Source organism: Hyphomicrobium sp. (assembly GCF_036262015.1).
In the GTDB taxonomy this organism is placed as follows: Bacteria; Pseudomonadota; Alphaproteobacteria; order Rhizobiales; family Hyphomicrobiaceae; genus Hyphomicrobium_C.
Genome location: NZ_DATAJR010000008.1, coordinates 543,068 through 569,125 on the forward strand (window position 1 = coordinate 543,068; position 26,058 = coordinate 569,125).

The following is a 26,058-nucleotide window of genomic DNA, read 5'->3' on the forward strand; positions in this document are numbered from 1 at the left end:
CGTTGGATTGCCGTACGCCTGCGTCAAGAGTTTTAAGTCTATTACTATGGTCCGGAACAAACTCTTCGGTCGAGGAGTCTACTCAAATGGGCACAGCCAAGCGCAAATACAGTACCCGCCCGCAATTGCGGTCGGCGCCGCTCATTATTCCCATGACGGAGAAGACTACGGAGGTGAAACCTTCGTTACAGGACCGCACGGATGTGCGGCCGGAAGATAGCGTCGGCTACGAAGGCTTTCGGGCAATCGATCGTATGCGCGAAGCCCTCACTGCGCAGTGGACGGGTGGTCTTTCTCCTGCAGCTCTCGCATTGGCCTATTTCGATTGGTCGATCCATCTCGCGTCGTCCCCGGGCAAACGCATGGAGCTTGCGTGGAAAGCAGGGCGCAAGGCGAACAAGTTTGCCGCATATCTTCTTGCATCGAGTGTCAGCCAAGAGACCTGCTCGTGCATCGAATCCTTGCCGGGTGATAACCGGTTCTCCGCGGAGGCCTGGAAGAAGCCGCCCTATTGCTATTGGGCACAAGCCTTTCTTCTGCAGCAGCAGTGGTGGCACAACGTTACGCATGAAGTTCCGGGTGTCGTGCCTCACCACGAGGACGTCGTGTCGTTCACCGCACGCCAGATCCTCGATGTGTTCTCGCCATCGAACAACCCCTTCACGAACCCGGAAGTGATCGGCCGGGCACTCGAGACGGGTGGCGCAAATTTCGTTCAGGGCTTTCAGAATTGGTTGGAGGACGTGAGCAGGGTCGCTCAGGGGCAACCTCCTGTCGGAACCGAGACTTTCGAGGTGGGACGCGAAGTGGCCGTCACACCCGGAAAAGTCGTTTATCGGAACCATCTGATCGAGCTCATACAGTATTCGCCCACCACGGAGACCGTCTACGCGGAGCCAGTCTTCATCGTCCCGGCTTGGATCATGAAGTACTATATTCTCGATCTTTCGCCGCACAATTCGCTCGTCCGCTACCTCGTCTCTCAGGGCCGCACGGTGTTCTGTATCTCCTGGCGTAACCCTGGTGCAGGGGATCGCGACCTCACGATGGACGACTATCTGCGGATGGGCGTGATGGCTTCGCTCGAAGCAATCAATGCCATCGTGCCCGGTCAGAAAATCCATGCGACTGGATACTGTCTTGGTGGGACGCTTCTCTCAATCGCCGCGGCCGCAATGGCGCGTCAGGACGAGGAACGTCTGGCATCCGTCACGCTGCTCGCGGCGCAGACGGATTTCAGCGAGCCTGGTGAGCTGGCTTTGTTCATCGACCACAGCCAGATGCACTTCCTCGAAAGTATGATGTGGAACAAAGGTTATCTTTCTGCCGATCAGATGGCGGGGGCCTTTCAGCTCTTGCGGACGAACGACCTTGTTTGGTCGAGGCTCGTCTACGACTACCTGATGGGCGAACGTACGCCGATGATCGACCTCATGGCGTGGAACGCAGATTCAACGCGCATGCCGTACCGGATGCATGCGGAGTATCTTCAACGGCTCTATCTCGATAACGAGCTCGCAGCCGGCCGGTTCATGGTGGACGGGCGGTCCGCAGCCATACAGAATATTCGTGTTCCAATGTTTGTCGTTGGCACGGAGCGTGATCACGTGGCGCCGTGGAGATCGGTCTATAAAATCCACTATATCAGCGATACCGACGTTACGTTCGTGCTGACGAGCGGCGGGCATAACGCGGGCATTGTCAGTGAGCCCGGTCATCCGCGGCGGCGATTTCGCATTGCGCTCAAGCGCAGCCAGGATCCCTGTCTCAGCCCGGACGAGTGGGCCGTCGAAGCGCCTTCCAAAGAAGGGTCTTGGTGGGTCGATTGGGCGGGATGGCTAACCGAGCATTCCGCAACTCAGCGTGTTCCGGCACCCTCGATGGGTGCTCCGGCCCGCGGATATGTGCCTTTGGATGATGCGCCCGGCACTTATGTTTTCCAGCGATGAGAGGCTCTGTTCGACGTTAGGACGTTTGGGCCTGCTTGAGGGTTCGGCGGTATCACCAACACGGGCGGACTCAGGAATGTGCGGCCTCATTCAGGTTGCTGTTCGAATAGTGATCGGTATGCACTAGCGCTTGGCCGCGAACAGATTTGACATGGAGGCGCAAACTCACGGAGCCTGCCTATGTCGAACAAGGACAGCTTCTACGTGTATGGTGCGCCGGTCAGCTTTCTGGTGGAATGCTATCGATACCGAATGGCGCGTCGGCTGCTGACGCTCTCGCTTCCCAAAGATCACAGCGCGCAGATTATCCAGCTCTCGGAGTGGAGGGCGGCACGGGATTCTCGGCCGCATTAGATCGGCGCGCCGAGGCGAGCTGGAGCAGCATCCGTCGACTTGTTGTGGCTTGCCGTCCGTGCTGTCCTGGGATCGCAGCGATCGCTTGATCGTTCGCCGAATTCAGCGGATGCGCTCCGCCAAGGCTTCCTCTTCGTCAAGGCGGTCGATCTCGATGCCCTTGAAGTCGGCACGGGAAACGACTCCCCAAATCCGGCCGCGGTCAACGATGGGGACATGCCGAAAGCCGCCATCGCTCATTGCCCGGAGAGCGTCGATGGCTTTGTGCTCGGATGAGATCGTAACAGGCTCGCGCGTCATCGCCTTTTCCAGGGCGATTTGACCGGCGTTGGCGTTTTTAGCCAAAAGCCTTATGGCGTCCCGTCCCGTGAAAATGCCGACCAGCTTCTGGTGCTCATCAACGACAAGGACCGAACCGACATGCCGTTCCTGCATGACCTTGCAGGCGTTCTGGACGATTTCTGTTGCCGGCAGGAGGACGGGGTTCTGGTCTTTTATGATGTAGCTGAGCCTGCGATTGATCATGTTCGCGCTCCTTGTTTGTAGCGTCTGATCCCTTGGATCCAATCGGCGGCGTCTTTCGGATGTGACCCCGGCGATGCCAGCCTCAGTTTTCCATCAAGCAGGGCTAGGTGGCAGGCTGCCTTGATTTGGATCAGGGACCCTTGTTCCTCATCGTGGTATGCTATTCAATATGCGGTAAGGCGTTGTTTTTGGAGGCATGATGTCGAGCGCTCGGCTTGTCTTCCTGACGCTTTTTTTGTTGTGGCCGGCGGCCGGCGGTGCAACCGGCCAGGCCGGTAGAGCTTTGCTCGAAAAGAACTGCGCTCGATGCCACGCCATTGTGGCCGATGCACCCAGCTCTCTCAAGACGGCGCCCAATCTTTGGGTCGTCTTGCGCTCCTACCCGACTGATCGGCTTGAGTTTGAGCTGGCTGAGGGCATAGGCTCTAAACATCGTGGCATGCCTCAGATCCAATTCACTTCCGAAGAGATCTCTGCCATCGCAGCGTATCTATCAGGCGAGTAGCAGGGCGTGTCGGCAAATCCGTAACCAAGCCCTGTCTGCCAAGTGATGCTTATCCAACCCATATGTCTCTTCAAAGCGTGTCGGACACGCGAGGTTCAGCGCCTTGCGATCGGGCGTGGCGAGCTTCGGCGCTGATAGGGCTCCGACGAAGGTTGACCGAACTTGTGGAAGGCAGTTTGCACGGAGGTAGCGATGACCCTTAAGCGGACATGGATTCTCGTCGCCGATGCTGGACGCGCGCGAGTTCTCGAGCAGTTGGGCCGTCACACGGACCTTTCGCTCGTCGAGGGATTCGATTTGAGTCATCCGATTGCGAAGACGAGTGAAATTGTGCGGGGTGGGCTTCCGCGCACGTTTGATTCTGTGGGGCAGGGCCGCCACGCTATCGAGCCCAGGTCTGACCCGCGCCGGCTGGAAAAGAAAGAATTCGCCAAAGACCTTGCTGCCAAGCTCCATGCAGCTTGCGAGAAGGGGGCTTTTGACAAGCTGATCCTGATCGTACCCGCTCAAATGATGGGTGATCTTCGTCGGGCGCTTGCTGACGATGTGAAGTGTCGGGTCGAGCACGAATTCGTACTCGATCTGGCATCTGCTCCAGTTGCCGAAATTGCTCGGCGTCTGAAAGATGCGCGCGCGGCCTAGTGTTCGATCCATCTTAGGGATCGGTGCGACTGCTTCTGTGCATCGCAAAAAAAAGCAGTCCCAACTGGAGGCGTCGGGACTGCCAAAAGGAGCTCGGAAGTTCCAAGTTTCAACGGCACCGGGGAAATGGGAGGCGGTGCCATCCCAGATTGGATAGCGGTCTTCGGCCGGGAGGCATTTGATATGCATCAAGTGCCTCGTGTTCTTCGAGACGGATCGGAGACGCCTATGCGAATAGGTGCAAATGTTATGTTGTTCTGATGCGTGGAGAGAGTTGAGGTCAATGGCCAGCGCAGATTGGATTTCTTCATTTCCTGGGCTTCGGAAGCTCGAGCCGGACGTTGCAAAGCCGTTGATTGAGACGAGCAACGTCGTTCATCTGAGCGCAGGCACGCGGATCTTCGGTCCTGGGCATGCACCGGAAGCGTATCTTCTCCTGCTGCAAGGCACGGTTCGCGTGCAGCAGGTCTCGGAAACCGGCCGCGAAATCGTGCTCTACCGTGTGTCGGCTGGCGAGAGCTGCGCGCTCACGACGGCTTGCCTCATGGGCTACGAAGAATACCAAGCGGAAGGCATAGCGGAGACGGATGTGGACGCGGTCGCCATCCCACGCGCGACCTTCGATGAGCTGATTGCAACATCGGCCACGTTCCGGCGCTTCGTTTTCACGGCATTCAGCGTGCGAATCACAAACCTCTTACGCGTCATTGAGGATGTCGCGTTCGCACGCGTCGACGTGCGTCTCGCACAGCGGTTGCTCCAACTCGGAGGTGACGCTCGGCATATCGAGCTGACGCATCAGGCGTTGGCCGCGGAGCTCGGTACGGCCCGCGAGGTGATCAGCCGCCAGCTCAACGAGTTCCAGCGGCGCGGCTGGATCGCCACTTCGCGCGGAGCGATCGACGTTCTGAATGCCGATGGTCTCAGGAAGCTCGCTTCCGCCCCCTGAAAGGCCTTTCAGCGGCTGTCTGGATCTCGTGCGTAAGGGCTTTCTCCGGACGCACCGCTGCGCCAATATCTTGGGGTTTTGTCTGTGACTAGGTCACAGACTGCTGCCGGTTGCACCCCTAATGATGGGCCCAAGAGTTTTGGATGTCTTTCTGAACCGAGGAGATTGAATGAGCACCTTCACCCCTTATTCCGCCGCTGTCGGTGGTGCATTGATCGGCCTAGCCGCCGTGCTCCTCATGGTCGCAACAGGTCGTATCGCCGGCGTCAGTGGGTTCGTCTCACGTCTGCTGCCTCCCTATGAGGATCGGCAGACCGTCGTCCGGCTCGCGTTCGTGACCGGCCTCATTTTGGCACCTGTTCTTTACAGCGTTGGGATCGGTCATTCCGTCAACATCGCTGTCTCGTCCAGTCTTTCGGTGCTTTTGGTTGCGGGCTTTCTGGTTGGCCTGGGTGCCGTTCTCGGCGGCGGCTGTACCAGTGGGCATGGCGTGTGCGGCACCGCGCGCCTATCGTCGCGCTCACTGATTGCGACTCCCGTGTTCGTGGGCGCGGGCATGATTACAGTGTTCGTCGTCCGCCATGTGCTTGGAGGGCAATGATGCAGGTGATCGCCACATTCGTTTCCGGACTATTGTTTGGTCTCGGCTTGTGCGTATCGGGTCTCATTGATCCCGCCAAGGTTCAGAGCTTCCTCGACGTTGCGGGGGATTGGGATCCGAGCCTTGCCATCACGATGGCGTCTGCGGTCATCGTCACGGGAGTTGGATACCGCATGGCGTTCGCTCGTGGGAAACCGCTTTTCGCCGGGACTTTTCAAATCCCTCCGGTGGGCAAGATCGATCGCCGTTTGGTGGCGGGCGCAGCGATCTTCGGCATTGGTTGGGGTTTGGTGGGCTTCTGTCCAGGACCGGCGGTGGCCGCGCTGTCGGTCAGTGCCGAGCCTGCCTTTTGGTTCGTGCTGGCCATGCTCGCTGGAATGGCCGCTGGACGCTGGCTCGTGTCTCAGAGCGCGGTTGCGGCACAAAAACCAGCGGTTTCCGCCAATTCATAAAAAGCAGGAGCAGCCTATGGGTGTCATTCCCCATCCTGTTGATCTCTCGGTCAAGCCCGAGGTAACGGCCTTCTTCGATCCATCCACCAATACGGTGAGCTACATCGTCAAGGATCCGAATTCGAATGCCTGCGCCATCATCGACAGCGTGATGGATCTCGACTACGCGGGCGGCCGCATCAGCTACGAGTCCGCTGACAAGCTCATCGCCTTTGTCGAAGCGCGTGGGCTCAGAGTCGTGTGGTTGATCGAGACGCATGCCCATGCCGACCACCTGTCAGCGGCGCCTTACATCCAAGGCAAGGTCGGTGGAAAGCTCGGCATCGGCGAGAACATCAAGATCGTGCAAGACGTATTCGGCAAGGTCTTCAATGAAGGGACTGAATTTCAGCGCGACGGAAGCCAGTTCGACCGCCTGTTCAAGGATGGCGACACCTATCAGATTGGCGGCCTGACGGCGTTCGTGATGCTGACACCGGGACACACTCCGGCGTGCATGACGCACGTCATCGGCGATGCTGCGTTCGTCGGCGACACGCTTTTCATGCCAGACGGCGGTACGGCACGTGCGGATTTCCCCGGCGGTGATGCGCATGCGCTCTTCCGCTCGATCAAGCGCGTGCTCGCGCTGCCTCCCGAAACCCGCCTCTTCATGTGTCATGACTACGGCCCTGGCGGCCGCGACATCAAATGGGAGACGACAGTTGCCGAGGAGCGGGCGCACAACATCCACGTTCGCGATGGGGTGAGCGAGGAGGAGTTCGTCAAGATGCGAACCGCGCGCGACGCAACACTCGATCTGCCGAAACTCATCATTCCGTCTATTCAAGTGAACATGCGGGGCGGCAATCTCCCGGAGCCGGACGAGCAGGGCAAGCGGCATCTCAAGGTGCCGATCAACGAGTTCTAGCCCTTCGGTAGCCGCGACAAGCGCGGGGCACCTCGCCGCTTCAAGACTTGCGGCTAGTAAGATCGCTCGTTCGCGAATCTTTTCTTTGGTCGTTGCCACCGTCGGAGCGTGCGTCGCCTCGCGCGGCGTTGCTGGATAGGTTCGCGTCCTCAGCAGAGAGCCGGACACGCGCGTTTTCCCGCGAGCGGAAAAAAATAACCTCCGATTGCATGTATTGCTCGTAGCGCCTCGGGAACTATTCGAGGGCAACAAGGGAGTTTACGGAAAGTCCATACTATACAATGGTCTAAGTGCCAGCGAAAAATGGACGACGTTGGCCAAAAGGCGAATGGACGCTCAAATTAAAAAACTGAATTCCTCGCGCAGGGGCGGCAAAAAGTATCGCCTCGTTAAATCGATTTGGGAGAAACGCCATGCAACGTAGACACCCCCTTCGGGGCGTCAACGCGCGCCTTTTTGCGGCCGCTTCGACTATCGCGATTGCTGCTTTCGGAACTACCTGTGCGTCTCATGCCGAGACTGCGGGTGCAAAGGCAGTCACTTGGGAAGACATCCTCAACGATGAGAAGACCACGGGCGACGTTGTGAACTGGGGCATGGGTGTTCGCAACCATCGCTACAGCGAACTCGAGCAGATCAACGCCAACAACATTGGCCAGATGAAGCCCGCTTGGTCGTTCTCGTTCGGCGACGAGAAGCAGCGCGGGCAGGAGACGCAGGCGCTCGTCCATGACGGCGTGATCTACGTCACGGCATCCTACTCGCGTGCCTTTGCGCTCGATGCCAAGACCGGCAAAAAGCTCTGGTCCTATGCGCATCGTCTTCCGGACGATATCCGTCCGTGCTGCGACGTCGTGAACCGCGGCGGCGCTCTCTACGGCGACAAGTTTTACATGGGCACGCTCGATGCGGGCATCGTCGCGCTCGACCGCAAGACCGGCAAGGTGGTGTGGAGCAAGAAGTTCGAAGACCACACTGCCGGCTACACGATGACCGGCGCACCGAACATCATCAAGGACCAGAAGACCGGCAAGGTTCTGTTGATCCACGGGTCGTCGGGTGACGAGTTCGGCGTCGTCGGCCGCCTCTATGCCCGCGACCCCGATACGGGCGAAGAGATCTGGATGCGCCCGCTCGTCGAGGGGCACATGGGCCGTTTGAACGGCAAGGAGTCTACGACGACGGGTGATGCCAAGGCCCCGTCGTGGCCGAACGGCAAGGACGGCAAGAAGGTCGAGGCATGGAACCAAGGCGGCGGTGCGCCCTGGCAGTCCGCGACCTACGACGAGAAGACCAACACCATCGTCATCGGTACGGGCAACCCCGCACCGTGGAACTATCACTATCGCTCTGGTCCGAACGGTGACTGGAAGCCCTACGACAGCCTCTACACGTCGGGTCAGGTCTACATCGAGCCGTCGACAGGTGAGCCGGTCGGCTTCTTCCAGCACACACCGAACGATGCGTGGGACTATTCGGGCAACAACCCGATCACGCTGTTCGAGATGGAGAAGGACGGCAAGACAATCCGCGCCGGCGCTCACGCCGACCGCAACGGCTTCCTCTTCATCACCGATCTCGACAAGCTGACCGCGCGCGACGGCAAGATCTCGAAGCAGGCCGGCAGCGCTCTCGGCATCTATCCCATGGTGCCTGACATCTCTTGGGCGAAGGGCTGGGATCTGGCTTCCGGTCGTCCGAACGAGGTCGAGGGCCAACGTCCGCCGGCTCCGGCCGCGGGCGAGACCAAGGGTAAGGTCATTCAGGTGACGCCGAACTTCCTTGGCGGCACGAACTGGATGCCGATGGCCTACAGCCAGGACACCAAGCTGTTCTACATCCCGACCAACGACTGGAAGGAGGACTACTGGACCGAGAACGTCAGCTACAAGAAGGGCGCAGCGTATCTGGGTCAGGGCTTCCGCATCAAGCGCCAGTTCGACACCCATGTGGGCGTGCTGCGAGCGATGGATCCGACCAATGGCAAGGTCGTCTGGGAACACAAGGAAGCGATGCCATTGTGGTCGGGTGTGCTGGCTACTAAGGGCGGCTTTGTCCTCACCGGCACCAGCGATGGCTACGTGAAAGCGTTCGATGCAAAGGACGGCAAGGAACTGTGGAAGTTCCAGACCGGCTCCGGCGTCGTCTCGCAACCTGTGACCTGGGAAATGGATGGCAAGCAGTACATCGGCCTGGCATCCGGCTACGGCGGAGCGGTGCCTCTGTGGGGCGGCGACATGGCCGACCAGACCAAGCAGGTGAGCCAGGGCGGCTCGTTCTGGGTGTTCGAGGTGCCGCGTACAACGGCGCAGAACGACTAGTCGAACCTCGAGCGGGTGGTCCTCCTTTCCTTCCGCTTGACCTCCGGGCAGCCGGCCTCGGCCACGCGAAGCCGGCTGCCCATGCGTCTCTAGAGGCCTGCCCCATGACCACTGCTGTAAAATGCGGTTTCACCGCGCTCGTGCTCGTCGCAACGCTTCATGCATTTCCGCTAGCGGTTGATGCGCAGGACTACCCAGTCATCGTGAACGAAGAGGAGCGGCCGGATCCTTGGATCGTAAACGGCTGCACGATTGCTCCCAAAACCGTCTGCGATGGAGCGGACCTGCGTCACGCCGACTTGAAGGACGCGAACCTCCAGGGCGCGAGCCTCAAAGGCGCCTTGCTCGCACGCGCTGACTTGCGCCACGCCAACCTGCAAGGCGCGGACCTGACCGGCGCGAATCTCGATGGAGCAAGGCTCACGATTGCCTTCATGCAGGCCGCGAAGATGCCAGGCGCATCCCTAAAGGGAGCCGACCTCTCGTTCGTTCGGATGAGCAAGGCCGATCTCTCGAACGCGGATCTCTCCGCCGCAACTCTCGAGAAAGCGATGGCGAAGGGCACGACCTTCGTTGGCGCCAAGTTCGTCAACACCGATGCCCAGGAAACAAAGTTCTACGAAGCGAATCTGTCCAACGCGCTCTTCGAGGGCGTGAAGATCCGCTTTGCCATCTTCCAGGATGCCTTCATGGACGGATGCAAGGGATGCCCCGTCAACTGGCAGACGAGCGAGAAGGTGTGGGATGAATATGGGACTTCGACGGAGTCGTCGGCGCAATGAGCGTTCTGATTGAGCGCACTTCGATTGGAAGCGTATTCGTCGTCGCTTTTGCCGGGGCGGGCATTTCCGTTGGCGCAGCAGCGCAGCAGGCCGGGGCACAATCCTGTCTTTCGATCGTGGAGAACGACGCGCGCCTTGCCTGCTACGACCGCGAGGTCCGCAAGCTCGTTCCGCCAAATTTCTCCGGCCGTCTCAGCAAGACGACCGATAGCTTCCATGTCGATCGCCCCATCCGTCTTCGCTACCAGAGCGACGGTGCGATCTTCGTCCTCTATCTCAAGTCCGCCGACGGATCCGTGATCCAGAACCTGCATCTCGGTGGTGGCGGAGAAGCGACCTACCGCATCGAACAGCCCGGCACCTACTTTCTCGACGTCAACGGCAGCGAGTCCTGGCGTATCTGGCTGGAGCCCGACGCAACCCAATCCACAAATTAGACAAGGCCCTCCCGCAATGCTCTACCGTAAGGCTTTCCTCGCTCTCCTTCTCATTCCTCTGCTTCCGATCAGCGGCGCGTTGAGTCACGGGGATGGCGCGCCTCAGCCCGTCGATACCACGGGGCTCGAAGCTCTCGGAGAGGAATGGCTCGCGACCAACCCATACCGCAACGATTCCAAGAAGCGGGACATTGCCATTGAGATCGGCTCGCGCGGATATAACTCGAACTGTGCACGCTGCCATGGTCTTGAGGCGAAATCCGGCGGAATGGCTCCGGACCTTCGCGAGCTTGGCGAAGGTGAGACCGAGGACGCGTGGTTTATCTCGCGCGTGCTGCAGGGCGCAACCGTCGGCGGGCGTCAGAAGATGCCGCCGTTCGAAGGGCTTCTCAACCAGGAAGCGATCTGGGCGATCCGCACCTACATCGACGCACAGCCCGAATAGCAGAGTGTGCAGCTGTGCTGGCCAAGCTTCTCCGAATTGTCGCCGCATCTTTCGCATTCTGCGCCGTGATCGGATTTGTCCCGGCCGACGCCCGGGCGGAGGAGGATCCGTGGAGCGAGATCCGGCAAAGCCTGTTCGCGTCGCGTAAGATCGTGGAGGACAGCTCGGTCAAAATTTTCGCTCCCAAGCGCGCCGAGGACGCTGCCCTGGTTCCGGTGCGCGTCTTCATCGGTGCTGAGCGTGTTCTCAATGCGCGCCGACTGTTTCTTGTCGTCGACCAGAATCCGGCGCCAGTGGCGGCCGTCTTTCATTTCGGCGACCTTTACCGGACAGGCGGAGACGTTGGGGATCGTTCACTGGAAGCGAGAGTCCGCCTGGAAAACATGAGCCGCGTCCGCGCAGTTCTTGAGACCGCGGACGGGGCACTCTACGAGGCGAGCCAATTCGTTGCCGGCGCTGGAGGCTGCACTTCGAGTTCGCTCAAGGACATGGACGAGGCAATGCGAGGCCTAGGTAAAATCCGCCTCATGGTGGAGGCGGATCCGACCCGAGGAAACTTGTGGCACGAAGCTCAGGTGCAGATCCGCCATCCCAATTTTTCCGGCATGCAGATCGACACGAAGACCAATACCTATACGCCAGCCGAGTTCGTCGACAGGATTGAGGTTGCGGTCGGGACAGAGCATCTTGTCACCATCGAGAGCGGGATTGCGATCTCCGAGGATCCAAATTTCCGACTTGCCTTCGCGAAGCAGGATCCGCCCGCGCTGACGCTTGTTGCGCGAGACACCAAAAGTCGAAAGTTCCGGGCACAGAGCCAATGAGGCGGGGCGCTCTGTCTCGAGCCTTCGCAAGCCGCCATCGCCGGATGAGCGGGCTTGCACATGTCAGCTGCGTCTTCTCTCTTCTGCCCCTGCAATCTGCTGCCGCCGAGATCCATGACTACATGGTCCTGCGGCTGATTTATCTCGGAACATCTTGTGGCACGCAGAAGCTCGAGCGGATCGACGCGGGCCGGAAAGTTTGGCGTCGCTTCAGGGTCGAATGCCGGGACGTCGCCTCATATCCGCATGGCATCATCGTGACGTGCACCGATCCTGCCGATGACCGCTCCTGCAAAATTGAAACGCCACCAGCCGCGTTCAAAAGCTTAGAGCTCCTGCGCCCCAACGGCGGCTGAGTGCAATTGCTGCGCGCTGCGCGAGGTGCTGCGGCCACGGACGCCGAGGGGCAGGTCTAGTCCTTTCTCGGCGTCTCAACCAGACCGACAACCTTGGCCTTGGCCACGGTGTGTTCGAACGCACGGTCACCGAGTTCAGGCGGCGAACTAGTTGTCCACGGAGTTTGTGTGCTGGAGCAAGTTTTGTCGCATGGGCCGCCGGTCGATTGGGCCGAGCAGCGGATGTACCTGGGGTTTGTCGCCTGACGCAGTGCTGAGCCCTGACTAAAAATCCATATTCCGCCGTCTCGAAAGTGGCCTCCTGAGACACGGTGCGAGATCTTGTACCGAAGGGCCGCGTTCTGGGTCTCTGGTAGCGGCTGATGCGATGTGAGGTCAGATAAGCTGCGGAAATGACAGGGTTATTTGGGCGCGAGCCAAAGTCTCGGGAACGGTGCAATTTCAATAGGGTTGTTGGCTGGGGGACTAGGATTCGAACCTAGACAGGCAGAGTCAGAGTCTGCAGTCCTACCATTAGACGATCCCCCAAAGCCGGGATCGCGGCGGGCCTTTGGATCGTCCGTTGCTTTGTGCGTCAGTGGGATAGGACCTGACGCGGCACGGATCGGGCGCACCGAGAAGGGGCCGTATAACAGCTCGCCTACGGGTGTGCAAGACGGCGATCGCTCGATCCCGCTGCACTATTTTTCCGGGCCAGGCGCCTGGGCTTCGTGGGGCACCATGGGCGGCAGCAACTCGGGACGGTATTCGAAGTGCATCGTGTCGTAGTGATACCAGCGTCCGCCCCAGATGAAGCCGTGGCGCTCGAAGATGTGGACGATCTCAAGAGGGATCCGGTTGCGGTAGGCAATCGGGTGTGACTTGCGGCCCGATGCGCCGCCGCCCCACCGCCAGTAGTCGCTGGGGCTTACGGCGATGTCGATGGCGATGCCGTAGCCGTGCGCGGAAACCCGGTCGGTACCGGCGATGAGACGGCAATTGTACGTACCGCCGGCCGGCGCAAGATACTTATCGAATTCTCGCGGTAATCGATCGAGTTCGTCCGAGATAGCTTCGAGGCGTTTCGCCACGCCGTTCACGGCGGTGACGAGGAGTTGCTGATTGGCTTTCTTGGGGAGCCAACGAATTGCCACCAGCTTCGGCTTCACCTCGCCTTTGCGACAGTCGCCGTACATCTTGTCGAAAAAGTCCTTATTCCGAGCGCGGCCCGGATCGCTTTCAGGCGGAGGCTCAGCAGGCCCGATACCAGCCGGATAGGGCAGGAGCAGCATGTCCTTGATGTCCGGGTCGTCGAGCCAGGCGGTGAACGACTTCGGGCCTTTGCCATCATCGAGCACCATGCGTGTCCCGTCACGCCAAACGAGCCAGTTGCCGTCGATGCGCTCCAACGATTCCGGATAGGCTGCGGTCAGGTGGTTTGGCTCGGCCGCGTGCGTGCTCAATGTAAAGGCAAATAAGGAAAGCACCGTCACGAGCGCGCGTAGCAAACGGTTTGGAAATTTGCGGGTCATGCGTATGGATCGGAGCTTGGCCAGTGTCCGACGATCAGACACGATCCCCAATCTCGTGTCACGCTCGGTATTTGTTCGCGCCGTACACCTTACGCGCGCTTTTGCTTTACCCCTGGCGCTCAGCTGCTACACTTCGCTCCAGATGCAGCCAGATATTGGCCTGACGAGAGGGAGACCCGGCTCATTCCGGTTCCCGGAACCAGGCGCTGGGGATGAAACGTGTCAGAAATGACGGATGATGAGCGCGTCGGCGCTCCCGCGCCCGATCAGAGGCGCGCCCAAACTGGGCAAGCGGAGTCGAATCCTCCTTTTCAGCAATCGCTAACCAACTTTGATCGCGGCCAAGTTTACGGTGCGCTCGATCTCGGAACCAACAACTGCCGATTGTTGCTTGCCCGCCCCTCGCGGCGCGGATTCCGGGTGGTAGATGCATTTTCGCGTATCATTCGCCTCGGCGAAGGTGTCTCGCAGACTGGTCGGCTTTCCGATGCCGCCATGCGCCGGACGATCGATGCGCTTCGAGTATGCGCCACGAAACTGGCTCGCAACGAAGTGGACCGCGCGCGCTGCGTCGCGACCGAGGCGTGCCGCATCGCGAGCAATGGGCGCGATTTCCTTCGGCGTGTCGAAAGCGAAGTTGGGCTCAAGATCGAGGTTCTGGACCGGGAAACTGAGGCGGGACTTGCCGTCTCTGGGTGCGCGTCGCTCATCGACTACCGTGCTGACTACGTGCTGGTATTCGATATCGGGGGCGGCTCGTCGGAGCTCATTTGGCTCGACCTGACCAAGAAGAACGGCGCGAGCTCCGGGCACGGGAAAGGTCCGGGTACGAAGCCGCAGATCCGCGCGTGGACATCTCTTCCCGTCGGGGTGGTCACGCTTGCAGAACGCTTCGGCGGCCATCACGTCACGCCTGAGAGTTTCGAGGAGATGGTGGCGCACGTCGGTTCGTTGGTGAGACCGTGGGAATCCCTGCATGGGTTTCGGGCGCTCACCGACGGCGGCAATGTTCATCTCCTTGGGACGTCCGGAACAGTCACGACAGTCGCGGGCATTCACCTTGGGCTCAAGCGGTACGACAGGGCGCGCGTTGACGGCTGCTGGCTCGCAATGAACGAGATCCAGTCGGTCACGTACGCGCTTCTTGAGCGCTCCTATGAGGAGCGGGTCGCGGAGCCGTGCATCGGCCATGAGAGAGCGGATCTTGTCCTCGCAGGCTGCGCGATCCTTGAAGCCATTTTGCGGACGTGGCCTGCAGATCGGTTGCGGGTTGCGGATCGTGGATTGCGCGAAGGTATTCTCGCGACGCTGATGAGCGAGGATGGTGTCTACCGCGCAGGACGCCGCCGGCGGCGGCAAAGGTCAAATGGTTAGCGCATGCGGATGAAAGGCAAATCTGGCCGGGGCTCTGGAGGCAAGGGCACGGGCAGTGCGATTGGAACGGCCGGTGGGCAGCGTGACCTCAACGTGCGCCTGAAGACCGCGCGCAAGCGTACGGCCTCGTCACAGCGGTGGTTGGAGCGTCAGCTCAACGACCCATACGTGACGGCTTCGAAGCGCGCGGGATTCCGGTCCCGCGCCGCGTATAAGATCATCGAGATCGACGATAAATATCGCTTCCTCAAGCCGGGCGGCCGCGTCATCGACCTCGGCGCCGCGCCTGGCGGCTGGAGCCAGATCGCGGCCGATCGCGTGCAGTCGATCAACGGGAGCGGCCAGGTGATCGCGATCGACATCCTGGACATGGAGCCGTTGGCGGGTGTCGAATCGGCCACGCTCGATTTCATGGATGAGAGCGCCGAAGGCTGGCTCAAGGACAAACTCAAGGACGGCGCGGCGGATGTCGTGCTGTCGGACATGGCGGCGCCCACGGTGGGGCACGCCAAGACGGATCATTTGAGAATCATGATGCTGGCGGAAGCCGCCGCGCATTTTGCCTGCGACGTGCTCGCACCAGGCGGCGCGTTTGTCTGTAAGGTTTTCCAGGGTGGCACTGAGCGCGATCTACTCGATCTCTTAAAGAGGCGCTTTTCAACAGTGCGTCATGTGAAGCCGCCGGCGAGCCGCTCCGACAGCGCGGAACTCTATGTGCTGGCGACCGGCTTCAAGGGCGACGCGTAGCGTCGCGGTTGCAGGGCGATTGGGCTTCCCCAAAATAGCAACGGCGGCCGCTTGCTCGACCGCCGTGCCTTACGGCTCGCCAGTGCGCGAGCCAATCTTCATCATCGATTAGATGATGTCGATCTCTGCCGGGAGGTAGCTGGTGACCTCGAGGCCGACTTCCTGCTCGCGCACGGCGGGCTTGGACCAAATCTTCATTTTCGTTTCCTCCTAAAAATGCCCAAGAGCACTTTGAACGGGTCTTCCTAACGCGATAAGCGCCCGAGGTCTAATTGATTTTTCGATACTCACCATTAGGCGAACTAATGTGCAGGTGCGAGAGGATCTGATGACTGAATAACTCGCGTTCGTTTCCCTAGGGCGAGGGAGGAGGGTTGCTCGGCCGCAGGCGGGGTCCCTTCCCCTTACAAACGGCCGGTGCTATAGGGCATCCGACATTCGAGCCGTTCGCCTCGTTTTTGCGGACCGCGTCTGTCAACCCCGCCCAAGGAGAGAGCCATGGCTATACGCCCAATCGATAGCGATTTGGGTCTGGCACTGACATTTGACGATGTTCTCCTGGTGCCGGCCGCTTCCGAGGTTTTGCCCAGCCAAGTCAACGTAGCGAGCCGGGTCACTCGGACCATCTCGCTCAATATTCCGATCCTGTCCTCAGCCATGGATACGGTCACGGAGAGCCGCCTCGCGATCGCCATGGCGCAGGAAGGCGGCGTCGGCGTGTTGCATCGCAATCTCGTGCCTGAGGAGCAGGCCCGGCATGCTGCCTCGGTCAAGAAGTACGAATCCGGCATCGTCCTCAACCCGGTTACCATCCAGCCCACCGCAACGCTCGACGAGGCGCTGAAGCTGATGGCCCATCACTCCATCTCGGGCATCCCGGTGGTGGAGGCTCCCAAGGCGGGCCAGAGCAAGGGCCGGTTGGTCGGTATTCTCACCAACCGCGACGTCCGTTTCGCGACTAACCTCAGTCAGCCCGTCGCCGAGCTGATGACCAAGGATCGCCTGATCACGGTCACGCGCGACGTGAGCCAGGACGACGCCAAGCGTCTTCTGCATCAGAACCGTATCGAGAAGCTGCTGGTCGTCGACGGCGACTACCACTGCATCGGCCTCATCACGGTGAAGGACATCGAGAAGGCCCAGAAGCACCCGAACGCGTGCAAGGATCCGGAAGGCCGCCTTCGCGTCGCGGCAGCGACCACCGTCGGCAACGACGGATGGGAGCGGACCGAGCGGCTGCTGGAAGCGGGCTGCGATCTCATCGTCGTCGATACGGCGCATGGCCATTCCAGGAGCGTTCTCGATGCCGTGACGCGCATCAAGAAGCTGTCCAACTCGGTTCAGGTCGTCGCCGGCAACGTCGCCACGGCTGATGCCACGCGTGCGCTAATTGAAGCGGGCGCGGACTCGATCAAGGTCGGCATCGGTCCAGGGTCGATCTGCACGACTCGTATCGTGGCCGGTGTCGGTGTGCCCCAGCTCACGGCGGTCATGGATTGCGCCGCCGAAGCGCACAAGCACGACATCCCGGTGATTGCCGACGGCGGCATTCGCTACTCGGGTGACATCGTGAAGGCGCTGGCGGCCGGCGCGGACTGCGTCATGGTCGGTTCGCTTCTTGCCGGTACCGATGAGGCACCTGGCGAGACGTATCTCTACCAGGGACGCACCTACAAGGCTTACCGCGGCATGGGCTCGCTCGGTGCTATGGCTCGTGGCTCGGCGGACCGCTACTTCCAGCAGGAAGTGAAGGACCAGTTGAAGCTCGTGCCCGAGGGCATCGAGGGACAGGTGCCGTACAAGGGGCCGGTCGATGCGGTTCTGAACCAGCTCGTCGGCGGCCTTCGGGCCGGTATGGGGTACACGGGTGCCAAGACGCTCGAGGATCTCCGCAACACGGCGAAGTTCGTGCGCATCTCGCCCGCGAGCATGCGTGAGAGCCATCCGCACGGCGTGCTGATTACGCGTGAGAGCCCGAACTATCCCGGGGTTGCGTAGTTAGAAAGGAAGCGACGGGAGGAACGTTCATGACCCAGACGGCCATTCTCTACCCTGTGTTCGTTCTGGTGCTCCTGACGTTCTTCCTGCAGGGCTGGATGCGCAAGGAACGCGTCGGCGCCATCAAGCGTGGCGAGGTGCAGTTCAAAGACATCAGTCTGCGCCAGCAGGCTTGGCCGTCGCGTGCGACGCAGATTTCGAACGCCTTTCACCACCAGCTCGAAGTGCCGATCCTGTTCTACGCGCTGGTGGCGTTCCTGATGATCACCAGCCAGGTGAACATCATCTTTCTCGTCCTGGCTTGGCTTTTCGTGGCCGTGCGCGTCGTTCATGCCTACATCCACACGACAATTAACCAGCAGCCTTATCGCTTCTATGCGTACGCGGCCGGTTCCTTGATCCTGTTCGTGATGTGGGTCTTGTTTGCGATCCGCATCCTGTTCTTCACCACGACGGGCGCCTGACGCGTCCTTCTCTAAATTGGAATTCGCAAAGTGAAACCGGGTGCCCGCATCCAAGCCGCGGCCGAGGTGCTGGAAGACATCGTCTCGCGCCACCAACCGGCTGCCACAGCCCTTCAGGACTGGGGTAAGCGCCATCGGTTCGCTGGTTCCGGCGATCGCGCGGCGATCGGTACGCTCGTCTACGACGTGCTGCGGCGGCGCTTGTCACTCGGTGCGCAAATGGGCAGCTCGGAGCCGCGCGCTTTGGCTATTGCGGCGGCGCCCAAAGCGCTGGGGTTCTCGCCTGAGGACATCGCTAATCTTTGCGACGGTAGCCAACATGCGCCTGCGCCTTTGAGTGACGACGAACGGCGGCGGCTTGTCGAGGGATTGCCCTCGGATGTGGCGCCCCATGTGGCCGCGGACATTCCCGAATGGGCGATGCCGTCCTTCGCACGCGCCTTCGGCGACCGTGCGCTTGCGGAAGGGCAGGCGATGGCCGAGCGCGCGCCGATCGATTTGCGCGCCAACACGCTCAAGGCAACGCGGGATAAGGTCCTCTCTGCGCTGGCACCGCTTGGCGCTGTTTCCACTGCGTTGGCGCCGTTGGGTGTCCGGGTTCCTGCGCCGCGAGGTCCGGCGAAGAGCCCACACGTGGAAGCCGAGGCTTCACACGGCAAGGGCTGGTTCGAGGTTCAGGACGAGGGCAGCCAGATTGCGGCGGCGCTATCCGGGGCCGGTCCGAGGAAACAGGTGCTCGATCTTTGTGCCGGCGCCGGGGGCAAGACACTGGCGCTGGCGGCCGCCATGCAGAACAGCGGACAGATCTATGCGTACGACCGGGACAAGAGCCAGCTTCGGCCGATCTTCGAGCGCCTGCAGAGGGCAGGGGTGCGCAATGCGCAGGTGCTGAACGGCGGCGATACCGCCGCGCTTTCGGCGCTGGGGCCCCGCTTCGATATCGTGTTCGTGGACGCGCCCTGTTCCGGGTCGGGGACGTGGCGCCGGAAGCCCGATGCCAAATGGCGCCTCAAGCCCGAAGCCCTGGCGACCCGGCAGGGGGAGCAGCGCGAGGTTCTTGCGACTGCGGCGGGGCTGGTCAAGCCCGGCGGGCGGCTGACCTATGCGACCTGCTCGATCCTGCCCGACGAGAACGTCGATCAAGTGGCTTGGTTTCTCAACGCCTTCGGCAATTTTTCGCTGGTTCCCTTCGGCGAGGTCTGGCGCGAGACCCTGGGGGGAGAGCCGCCTCGGTCGGCTGACGGGTCAGATCAAGCCCTCCTCCTCACGCCCGCTTCGCACGGGACGGACGGGTTCTTTGTGGCCACCTTCAAGCGCGTTTCCTAGGCCGAAAGGCGGACGTGGACGCGGCTTACATCTCGCTTGCTTTGTCACAATCCTTGACTAAGTTGCGCGCGCTGCGAAGGCGACGAGCCGTCTTCGCGCGCCTGCCGAACGGCGTGGCGATGAGAGTTCAGATATTGCCTGAACGATAACTCGCGTCACGCGTTGCCGGACACAGGCCCAAACCGCTCGTAAGGACAGTCGTCCATCATGGCCACCGTGCCGAAGGCGAAGAAGCCCAAGCGTCCCTCGCCGCGCTCCTGTCTCGGTCCCGTTGCGGATCTCGAACAGCACTTGCCCGCCGAATGGTGGCGGAAACTTTTCAATGCGCTTTACGTGAAGACCGACGGCGATGTCGTCGAGAACAACGAGAACACGCGCCGCGAGGTGGATTTCATCATTGCGGCGGCGGCCATCCAGCCGCACAGCGCCATTCTCGATCTCTGCTGCGGGCAGGGACGGCATTGCATCGAGCTTGCCCGGCGCGGCTTCAAGAACGTCTCCGGCGTTGATCGCTCGCGTTATCTCATCCGCCTTGCGAAGAAGCGTGCACAGACCGAAGGGCTCTCGGTCGTGTTCAAGGAAGGCGACGCACGCAACCCGCGTCTTCAGGAAAGCAGCTTCGATTGTGTTGCCATCATGGGCAATTCGTTCGGCTACTTCTCCAATAAGACGGACGACGAGAAGGTGTTGACCACGGTCGGCAAGCTGTTGCGGCCGTCGGGCCAGCTTGTGCTCGACATCACGGATGGCGCCTACATGGCGGACCACTTCGAGCGCCGCTCGTGGGAGTGGATTGACGAGCATCATTTCGTTTGCCGGGAGCGCTCGTTGTCGGCGGATCGCGAGCGGCTCATCTCGCGCGAAGTCATTGTGCACGACGAGACGGGCGTGATCGCTGATCAGTTCTATGCCGAGCGGCTCTATACGCGCGAAAGCATTTCGAAGCTTCTGGAGCGGTGCGGCTTCCGCAACATTCGCCATCACGGCAACGCGGAATCCGTTTCGGATCGCGACCAGGATCTCGGAATGATGGCGCGGCGGCTTCTGCTTTCGGCGGATGCGCCCCAGCTTCCGGCGCGCAAGCCGCGCGGCAAGCTGCAGCTTCTCGATGTCACCGTGCTGCTCGGTGATCCGCGACTGCCGGATCAGGTGAAGCGGGGTGGCGCTTTCCAGGATGAAGACTTCGACACGGTGCGCCGCCTCAAGGACGCGCTGGCGGAACTCAAGCCGTACAAGTTCCGCTACCTCGACAATCACGCGACGCTCGATCGCGACTTGGCGGATCTGCGCACGGAGCTCGTCTTCAATCTCTGCGACGAAGGGTTCAACAACGACCCCTTCAAAGAGCTGCACGTACCGGCGATGCTCGACGCTCTGGGGCTGCCGTACACGGGCGGCGCGCCGGCGGCTCTTGCCGCCTGCTACGACAAAGGGCTCGTGCGCGCGGTCGCTATGACGCTCGACGTGCCGGTGCCGCTCGAAACGTATGTGCGACCGGGCGATCAGGGCGCGACGCTGCCGTCGGTGTTCCCGGCGATCCTCAAGCCGAACACGGGTGACAGCTCGCAGGGCATCACCATGGATGCGGTGGTGCGCAACGAAAAGGCGCTGCTCGATTATCTCGAGCGGCTGCGCGCCGAGTTTCCGAAGCGCTCGGTGCTTGTGCAGGAGTTCCTGACGGGTCCGGAATATTCCGTAGCCCTGGTCGGCAATCCGGATCATGGGCTTCGCGCGCTGCCAATTCTCGAGGTCGATTTCACCAATCTCGATCCGAAGCTGCCGAAGATCCTTGGGTACGAGAGCAAGTGGGAGCCGGACAGCCCCTACTGGACGCAGATCCGCTATCAGGAAGCGTCGCTGTCCGAGATTGCCCAGCAGCAGCTGGTCGAGCATTCGACGCGTCTGTTCGAGCGGCTGGGCTGCCGCGATTACGCCCGCTTCGACTTCCGGGCCGATGCGAAGGGCGAAATCAAGCTTCTTGAGGTCAACCCCAATCCGGGCTGGTGCTGGGACGGCAAGCTCAACATCATGGCGGGATGGCAAGGTTTGCGCTATTCGGAGCTACTGGGGCAGATCCTTCAGGCGGCCGTCGATCGCCTGAACATCGTCGCCAAGCCGCAGGTGCAAACAGAGGCCGCTCAATAGCCGATGAAGTCCATTCTCTCGCTCGCCGTCTTTCTCGCTCTCGTCGCCGCGGCCGCCCTCACCGGCATGACCTACCTTCCCGGGCCCTGGTACGAGGGTCTCGTGAAGCCGGCGTGGACGCCGCCGAACTCATTGTTTCCACCGGTCTGGGCGGTGCTCTATGTCATGATCGCTGTCGCTGGCTGGCGGGTTTATGAGAAACAGGGCATCGGCCGCGCGCTGATCGTCTGGGCCATCTCACTGCAGCTCAACGCCGCTTGGTCGGTGATCATGTTCCGCGACCATCAGATCGGGCTCGCGGCGGTGGATATTGTCGCCCTTCTGGTTTCGATCGCGGCTTTCATAGGACTGACGTGGCAGTCCAACCGGATCGCGAGCCTACTGTTCGTGCCCTACCTCGTGTGGGTGGGCTACGCGACGGCGCTCAATCTCGCGATCCTGACGCTGAACGGGGCCGCTTAAGCGGCGGCGGCCGCGGGCGCGCCTTCGCTCGGCTTCCAGTCCGCAACGGTTGCCAGATCGGCCTCGACCGACCAGCGGCCAACCTTGCCACCCATTTCGCCGATTACGCCGTCAGTGTCGAGAATGGCTTCGTATTCCGCACGCGGGATATGGCGGAAGCCCATGGAGTCGATTGTCGGGGTGAAGTCCTTGCCGTCATTGAGGATGTAACCCCACTTGGCCAGGTGATAGTTGAGCACAGCAAAGCCCATCTTCGATGTGTTCGAGGCGAGGCTGAACTGGGATTCCGTGATGAAGATGCGGCCAACGGAAACGCCATAGCCACCGCCGACGAGGTTGCCGTCCGCGTCCCAGACTTCGAACGAGTGCGCGTGGCCCTGGTCGAACAGGTCTGTATAGAGACGCATGATCTTGGGTGTGATCCACGTCAGCGAATGGCGGTTATAGCTGCGCCGTCCCGCGCACGCGGAAATCACTTCTGGGAACGCCTGGTCGAACGTAACGCGGTAGGGCGCCTTTCGCATGTCGCGCGCGAGGCGCTTAGCGATGTGATAGTCCTTGAAGAAGAGGACCATGCGCTTTTCGCGCGTCCACCACTTCAGCGGACCGCAATGGCACCACGGAAAGAAGCCTTGCTTGGCCGCTTCGAGCACGGTGTCAGCTGACATGTCGCGGCAGATGCCGCCGAAGGTGTCCGGTGTCGCAAAGGTTCGGTTGCGGTTCGGCACGACCGTTCCGCCGCGCATCAGGTCAAGGGTGGAATGCAAGATCAGGTGCGCGACTGATTTGATGTACTGAGGCTTCAGCGCGTAGGCGGTACCGAGCACCCACCGTTGCGCCCATCCGTTCCAGCCTTCCCTGAACAAGTCGGCGCGGCGTGCAGCCTCGCCTGTCAGGTTTTCGTGCGTCGCGGGACCCATGAATCGCATTGCACCGGCTGAGACCGCGAGGGCTCGCACAACTGATACGGCCATCGACTTATCCATGTCTCGCGGTTCTCCCGTTGGTTTCGCTCCAACGCTATCGGGAGAGCCGTTAAAGCAGCGTGCAGTTGAGCAGGTGCGTGGAAACACGCTTAACGGCGCGTAAATTCGTTGGGAAAGCGCGAGGTCACGCTGCCTTTTGCGGCGCGTCGGAAAGCTTCGTTTTGGAGGATGGCTGCGCCTTTGGAGCAGATGGCTTGTTGCCGGAGACCCACTGTGCAACTGCGGCGAGGTCGGCCTCGGCGGTCCACGTCTTGCGATCGAAGTCAGCACGCGCCTGCTCTGCCAGGATCGCTTCATATTCGGCGCGGGGGATCTCACGATAGCCCATAGCGTCCTGCATGGCCGTATAATCGCGGCCATCGCAGAGCACGTAGCCCCATTGGGCGAGATGGTAGTAGAGCGCGGAGCTTACCATCTTGGAGACGTCGCGTTCGCGGCTGAAGAGCGAGTCCGAAAGGAAGACGCGTCCGATGGCAATGCCGAAGCCGCCGCCGACGAGCGCGCCATCTGCGTTCCAGATCTCGAACGAGTGCGCGTGGCCGAGGCGGTGCAGATCCGCGTAGAGCTTCTGCATCTTCGGCGTGATCCACGTCAACGAATGCCAATTGTAGCTGCGCGGGGCGGCGCACTCGCGCACGACGGTTTCGAACGCTGTATCGAAGGTGACCCGGTAGGAATTCTTCTTCATTTCGCGCAGGCAACGCTTCTCGAGCTTGTGCTCGTTGAAGAACAGCACCATGCGCTTTTCGCGCGTCCACCATTTGAGGGGGCCGCAATGCGCCCAGGCGAAGAAGCCTTTGCGAGCGGCCTCGACCATTCTTTCGGCGGTGATGTCCCGGCAGACGCCGGCGAAGGTGTCGGGTGTGGACCACGTTCTCGATGCGTCGGGCAGCACCGTGCCGCCTCGCGCGAGGTCGCAGGCGCAGTTCCAGAGCAGCGCGGGCGCTTCCAGGGCGTGCTCAGGCCTCAAAGCGTACGCCGTTCCCAATATCCATCGGCGGAACTTGGGTCCGAATGCTTCGTGGTAGGGATTGGTCTCTGCGGGCATGGTCTCTCGGTATTGCCGGAGCTGCGGTCTTGGACGAGCGTTATCCCCTAGGTATTAGGAAAGCGTCGCGAGCGCGTGGCCGGGTGCTACGGAACGGGGCTCAAATTCCGGGTCATGGTTAAGACTCATTTGATCAGTTGGAGATGTGCGGAGGTGGGCGCGTCCCTTCAAAATGGATCGGAGGCGGACGATCGCACCGCCGCTTCGGTGTAATTTGAAAAATGCTTATTATTTTCAATGTTCTGTGCGTCGTGTTGTGTGCATGACGATCCAGGCTCATGCGATCCGGCGCCTTCTTGACGCGTTTGCGGCGGAGTGGTCTACCCGCTCTTTGCCGACCGGGCGGTGCGTGCGCCCGGCTGCCCAGGAGTGACCGACCCACATGACCTCCAGCCTGCCCCCGACCGTCCTGATCATCGATTTCGGTAGCCAGGTCACACAGCTGATCGCGCGGCGTGTGCGCGAAGCGGGCGTCTACTGCGAGATCCATCCCTTCCAGAACGCAGCGGCTGCTTTCGAAAAACTTGCACCGAAGGCCGTCATTCTTTCCGGTGGTCCTTCATCCGTGCCGGAGGCGGGAAGTCCGCGCGCACCGGAAGCCGTATTCAAGGCCGGCGTCCCGATCCTGGGCATCTGCTACGGACAGCAAACGATGGCCGAGCAACTTGGCGGGAAAGTCGAGAGCGGCCATCATCGCGAGTTCGGCCGCGCCGTTCTCACGGTCGAAAAGCCGAGCCCGCTGTTCGAGGGTGTCTGGCAGACCGGCGAGCGCCATCAGGTCTGGATGAGCCATGGCGATCGCGTCACGAAGTTGCCGGCCGGGTTCTCGGTGCTGGCAACGAGTGAAAATGCGCCGTTCGCGATTGTCGCGGACGAGACGCGCCGCTTCTATGCCGTTCAGTTCCACCCCGAGGTGGTGCATACGCCGGACGGCGCAAAGCTGCTTTCGAACTTCGTGCACCGTATCGCCGGGCTGCAGGCCGATTGGACGATGGCAGCCTACCGCCGTGAGATGATCGCTAAGATCCGCGCGCAGGTCGGCAAGGGGCGCGTCATTTGTGGGCTTTCGGGCGGTGTCGACAGTACCGTGGCCGCCGTGCTCATCCACGAAGCCATCGGGGATCAGCTCACCTGCGTGTTCGTGGATCACGGGCTGATGCGGCTCGGGGAAGCGGAGCAGGTCGTGGGGCTCTTCCGCGATCACTACAACATTCCGCTCGTGCACGTGGATGCCTCGAAGCTGTTCCTCGGCGCGCTCGCGGGCGTTTCCGATCCTGAGACGAAACGCAAGATCATCGGCAAGCACTTCATCGACGTGTTCGAGGCCGAGGCGGCGAAGATCGGCGGCGCAGACTTTCTCGCACAGGGCACGCTCTATCCGGACGTCATCGAAAGCGTGTCGTTCAGCGGCGGACCTTCGGTCACGATCAAGTCGCATCACAACGTCGGCGGCCTGCCCGAGCGCATGAACATGAAGCTCGTCGAACCGTTGCGTGAGCTGTTCAAGGACGAGGTGCGTGCTCTGGGGCGCGAGCTTGGCTTGCCGGATGCGTTCGTGGGGCGGCATCCATTCCCCGGTCCGGGGCTGGCGATCCGCGTCCCGGGCGAGATTACGGAGGAGAAGCTCGACATCCTGCGCAAGGCGGACGCGATCTATCTCGACGAAATTCGCAAAGCTGGACTCTACGACGCGATCTGGCAGGCGTTCGCGGTGCTGCTGCCCGTGCGCACGGTGGGCGTGATGGGCGACGGGCGGACTTACGACCACGTCCTGGCGCTGCGGGCGGTCACATCGGTCGACGGCATGACGGCCGATTTCTATCCCTTCGACATGGGGTTCCTCGGCCGCGCGGCCACGCGAATCATCAACGAGGTGCGCGGTATCAATCGCGTCGTCTACGACGTGACCTCGAAGCCTCCCGGCACGATCGAGTGGGAATAGGAT

26 protein-coding genes and 1 tRNA gene are annotated in these 26,058 nt (G+C 61.1%); 21 read left to right on the forward strand and 6 right to left on the reverse strand.

Features of this window, described 5'->3' with window-relative positions:
- Nucleotides 1-254 precede the first annotated feature (254 nt).
- The gene (locus VHO05_RS11290; RefSeq protein ID WP_414653774.1) at nt 255-1,949 is read left to right on the forward strand and encodes a PHA/PHB synthase family protein; all 1,695 of its coding nucleotides are present in this window, start codon (nt 255-257) and stop codon (nt 1,947-1,949) included.
- Between the two features lie 456 nt (nt 1,950-2,405).
- On the opposite strand, the gene VHO05_RS11295 is transcribed toward VHO05_RS11290, so the two are convergent.
- Nucleotides 2,406-2,828 (reverse strand): cyclic nucleotide-binding/CBS domain-containing protein, encoded by a 423-nt coding sequence (locus tag VHO05_RS11295; protein WP_329646682.1) that lies wholly within the window; start codon nt 2,826-2,828, stop codon nt 2,406-2,408.
- Nucleotides 2,829-3,027: 199 nt separating this feature from the next.
- Here VHO05_RS11295 and VHO05_RS20245 point away from each other — a divergent pair, with 199 nt between their 5' ends.
- The 12 genes from VHO05_RS20245 (at nt 3,028) to VHO05_RS11350 (ending at nt 12,052) form a co-directional block, all read left to right on the forward strand.
- Nucleotides 3,028-3,333 (forward strand): c-type cytochrome, encoded by a 306-nt coding sequence (locus VHO05_RS20245; protein WP_414653775.1) that lies wholly within the window; start codon nt 3,028-3,030, stop codon nt 3,331-3,333.
- Between the two features lie 192 nt (nt 3,334-3,525).
- A complete protein-coding gene (locus tag VHO05_RS20250; protein WP_414653751.1) occupies nt 3,526-3,975 on the forward strand; it encodes a host attachment protein in 450 nt (149 codons plus the stop codon).
- 283 nt (nt 3,976-4,258) lie between these two features.
- Nucleotides 4,259-4,924 (forward strand): Crp/Fnr family transcriptional regulator, encoded by a 666-nt coding sequence (locus tag VHO05_RS11305; protein WP_329646684.1) that lies wholly within the window; start codon nt 4,259-4,261, stop codon nt 4,922-4,924.
- A 169-nt stretch (nt 4,925-5,093) separates the two neighbouring features.
- On the forward strand, nt 5,094-5,525 hold the full coding sequence (locus VHO05_RS11310) for a YeeE/YedE family protein (protein WP_329646685.1): 432 nt from the start codon (nt 5,094-5,096) through the stop codon (nt 5,523-5,525).
- Nucleotides 5,525-5,977: a YeeE/YedE family protein gene (locus tag VHO05_RS11315; RefSeq protein WP_329646686.1), complete on the forward strand. Its 453-nt coding sequence runs from the start codon at nt 5,525-5,527 to the stop codon at nt 5,975-5,977. Before VHO05_RS11310 ends, VHO05_RS11315 begins: the two co-directional genes overlap by 1 nt.
- Nucleotides 5,978-5,993: 16 nt before the next feature.
- Complete coding sequence (locus tag VHO05_RS11320; protein ID WP_329646687.1) at nt 5,994-6,887, forward strand: MBL fold metallo-hydrolase; 894 nt, start codon at nt 5,994-5,996, stop codon at nt 6,885-6,887.
- 413 nt (nt 6,888-7,300) lie between these two features.
- Nucleotides 7,301-9,208: a methanol/ethanol family PQQ-dependent dehydrogenase gene (locus VHO05_RS11325; protein ID WP_329646688.1), complete on the forward strand. Its 1,908-nt coding sequence runs from the start codon at nt 7,301-7,303 to the stop codon at nt 9,206-9,208.
- A gap of 104 nt (nt 9,209-9,312) precedes the next feature.
- A complete protein-coding gene (locus VHO05_RS11330) occupies nt 9,313-9,990 on the forward strand; it encodes a pentapeptide repeat-containing protein (protein ID WP_329646689.1) in 678 nt (225 codons plus the stop codon).
- Nucleotides 9,987-10,427, forward strand: coding sequence for a hypothetical protein (locus tag VHO05_RS11335; RefSeq protein WP_329646690.1), 441 nt, complete (start codon nt 9,987-9,989; stop codon nt 10,425-10,427). The genes VHO05_RS11330 and VHO05_RS11335 overlap by 4 nt, the downstream gene beginning before the upstream one ends.
- Nucleotides 10,428-10,443: 16 nt before the next feature.
- Nucleotides 10,444-10,872 carry a cytochrome c-550 PedF gene (gene pedF / locus VHO05_RS11340; RefSeq protein WP_329646691.1) on the forward strand — a complete coding sequence of 143 codons (429 nt, stop codon included), beginning with the start codon at nt 10,444-10,446 and terminating at the stop codon, nt 10,870-10,872.
- Between the two features lie 14 nt (nt 10,873-10,886).
- Nucleotides 10,887-11,696, forward strand: a complete 810-nt coding sequence (locus VHO05_RS11345; protein WP_329646692.1) for a quinoprotein dehydrogenase-associated SoxYZ-like carrier — start codon at nt 10,887-10,889, stop codon at nt 11,694-11,696.
- A 44-nt stretch (nt 11,697-11,740) separates the two neighbouring features.
- Nucleotides 11,741-12,052 carry a hypothetical protein gene (locus VHO05_RS11350; protein ID WP_329646693.1) on the forward strand — a complete coding sequence of 104 codons (312 nt, stop codon included), beginning with the start codon at nt 11,741-11,743 and terminating at the stop codon, nt 12,050-12,052.
- Nucleotides 12,053-12,506: 454 nt separating this feature from the next.
- On the opposite strand, the gene VHO05_RS11355 is transcribed toward VHO05_RS11350, so the two are convergent.
- A tRNA-Gln gene (locus VHO05_RS11355) sits at nt 12,507-12,580 on the reverse strand.
- Between the two features lie 152 nt (nt 12,581-12,732).
- Nucleotides 12,733-13,563, reverse strand: a complete 831-nt coding sequence (locus tag VHO05_RS11360; RefSeq protein WP_329646694.1) for a M15 family metallopeptidase — start codon at nt 13,561-13,563, stop codon at nt 12,733-12,735.
- Between the two features lie 420 nt (nt 13,564-13,983).
- Between VHO05_RS11360 and VHO05_RS11365 the strand changes: the two genes are divergently transcribed.
- Nucleotides 13,984-14,937 carry a Ppx/GppA phosphatase family protein gene (locus tag VHO05_RS11365; RefSeq protein ID WP_329646695.1) on the forward strand — a complete coding sequence of 318 codons (954 nt, stop codon included), beginning with the start codon at nt 13,984-13,986 and terminating at the stop codon, nt 14,935-14,937.
- A gap of 9 nt (nt 14,938-14,946) precedes the next feature.
- Complete coding sequence (locus VHO05_RS11370; protein ID WP_329646696.1) at nt 14,947-15,684, forward strand: RlmE family RNA methyltransferase; 738 nt, start codon at nt 14,947-14,949, stop codon at nt 15,682-15,684.
- A 108-nt stretch (nt 15,685-15,792) separates the two neighbouring features.
- Here the strand turns inward: VHO05_RS11370 and pqqA are convergent, their stop codons facing one another.
- A complete protein-coding gene (pqqA, locus tag VHO05_RS11375; protein ID WP_020084408.1) occupies nt 15,793-15,882 on the reverse strand; it encodes a pyrroloquinoline quinone precursor peptide PqqA in 90 nt (29 codons plus the stop codon).
- A gap of 300 nt (nt 15,883-16,182) precedes the next feature.
- Here pqqA and guaB point away from each other — a divergent pair, with 300 nt between their 5' ends.
- From guaB to VHO05_RS11400, 5 genes are all read left to right on the forward strand, one after another.
- Nucleotides 16,183-17,682: an IMP dehydrogenase gene (guaB, locus tag VHO05_RS11380; RefSeq protein ID WP_329646697.1), complete on the forward strand. Its 1,500-nt coding sequence runs from the start codon at nt 16,183-16,185 to the stop codon at nt 17,680-17,682.
- 29 nt (nt 17,683-17,711) lie between these two features.
- The gene (locus tag VHO05_RS11385; RefSeq protein ID WP_329646698.1) at nt 17,712-18,146 is read left to right on the forward strand and encodes an MAPEG family protein; all 435 of its coding nucleotides are present in this window, start codon (nt 17,712-17,714) and stop codon (nt 18,144-18,146) included.
- A 30-nt stretch (nt 18,147-18,176) separates the two neighbouring features.
- Entirely contained in the window at nt 18,177-19,472 is a 1,296-nt protein-coding gene (locus VHO05_RS11390; protein ID WP_329646699.1) for an RsmB/NOP family class I SAM-dependent RNA methyltransferase, read from the forward strand.
- 207 nt (nt 19,473-19,679) lie between these two features.
- A complete protein-coding gene (locus tag VHO05_RS11395; RefSeq protein ID WP_329646700.1) occupies nt 19,680-21,617 on the forward strand; it encodes a methyltransferase domain-containing protein in 1,938 nt (645 codons plus the stop codon).
- 3 nt (nt 21,618-21,620) lie between these two features.
- The gene (locus VHO05_RS11400) at nt 21,621-22,079 is read left to right on the forward strand and encodes a TspO/MBR family protein (RefSeq protein ID WP_329646701.1); all 459 of its coding nucleotides are present in this window, start codon (nt 21,621-21,623) and stop codon (nt 22,077-22,079) included.
- Here VHO05_RS11400 and VHO05_RS11405 read toward each other — a convergent pair.
- Both VHO05_RS11405 and VHO05_RS11410 read right to left on the reverse strand, forming a co-directional pair.
- Complete coding sequence (locus VHO05_RS11405) at nt 22,076-23,065, reverse strand: leucyl/phenylalanyl-tRNA--protein transferase (RefSeq protein WP_329646702.1); 990 nt, start codon at nt 23,063-23,065, stop codon at nt 22,076-22,078. The genes VHO05_RS11400 and VHO05_RS11405 overlap by 4 nt on opposite strands.
- A 124-nt stretch (nt 23,066-23,189) precedes the next feature.
- A complete protein-coding gene (locus tag VHO05_RS11410) occupies nt 23,190-24,113 on the reverse strand; it encodes a leucyl/phenylalanyl-tRNA--protein transferase (RefSeq protein WP_329646703.1) in 924 nt (307 codons plus the stop codon).
- Between the two features lie 382 nt (nt 24,114-24,495).
- On the opposite strand from VHO05_RS11410, the gene guaA reads away from it, so the two are divergent.
- Nucleotides 24,496-26,055, forward strand: coding sequence for a glutamine-hydrolyzing GMP synthase (gene guaA / locus VHO05_RS11415; protein ID WP_329646704.1), 1,560 nt, complete (start codon nt 24,496-24,498; stop codon nt 26,053-26,055).
- Nucleotides 26,056-26,058: the final 3 nt, after the last annotated feature.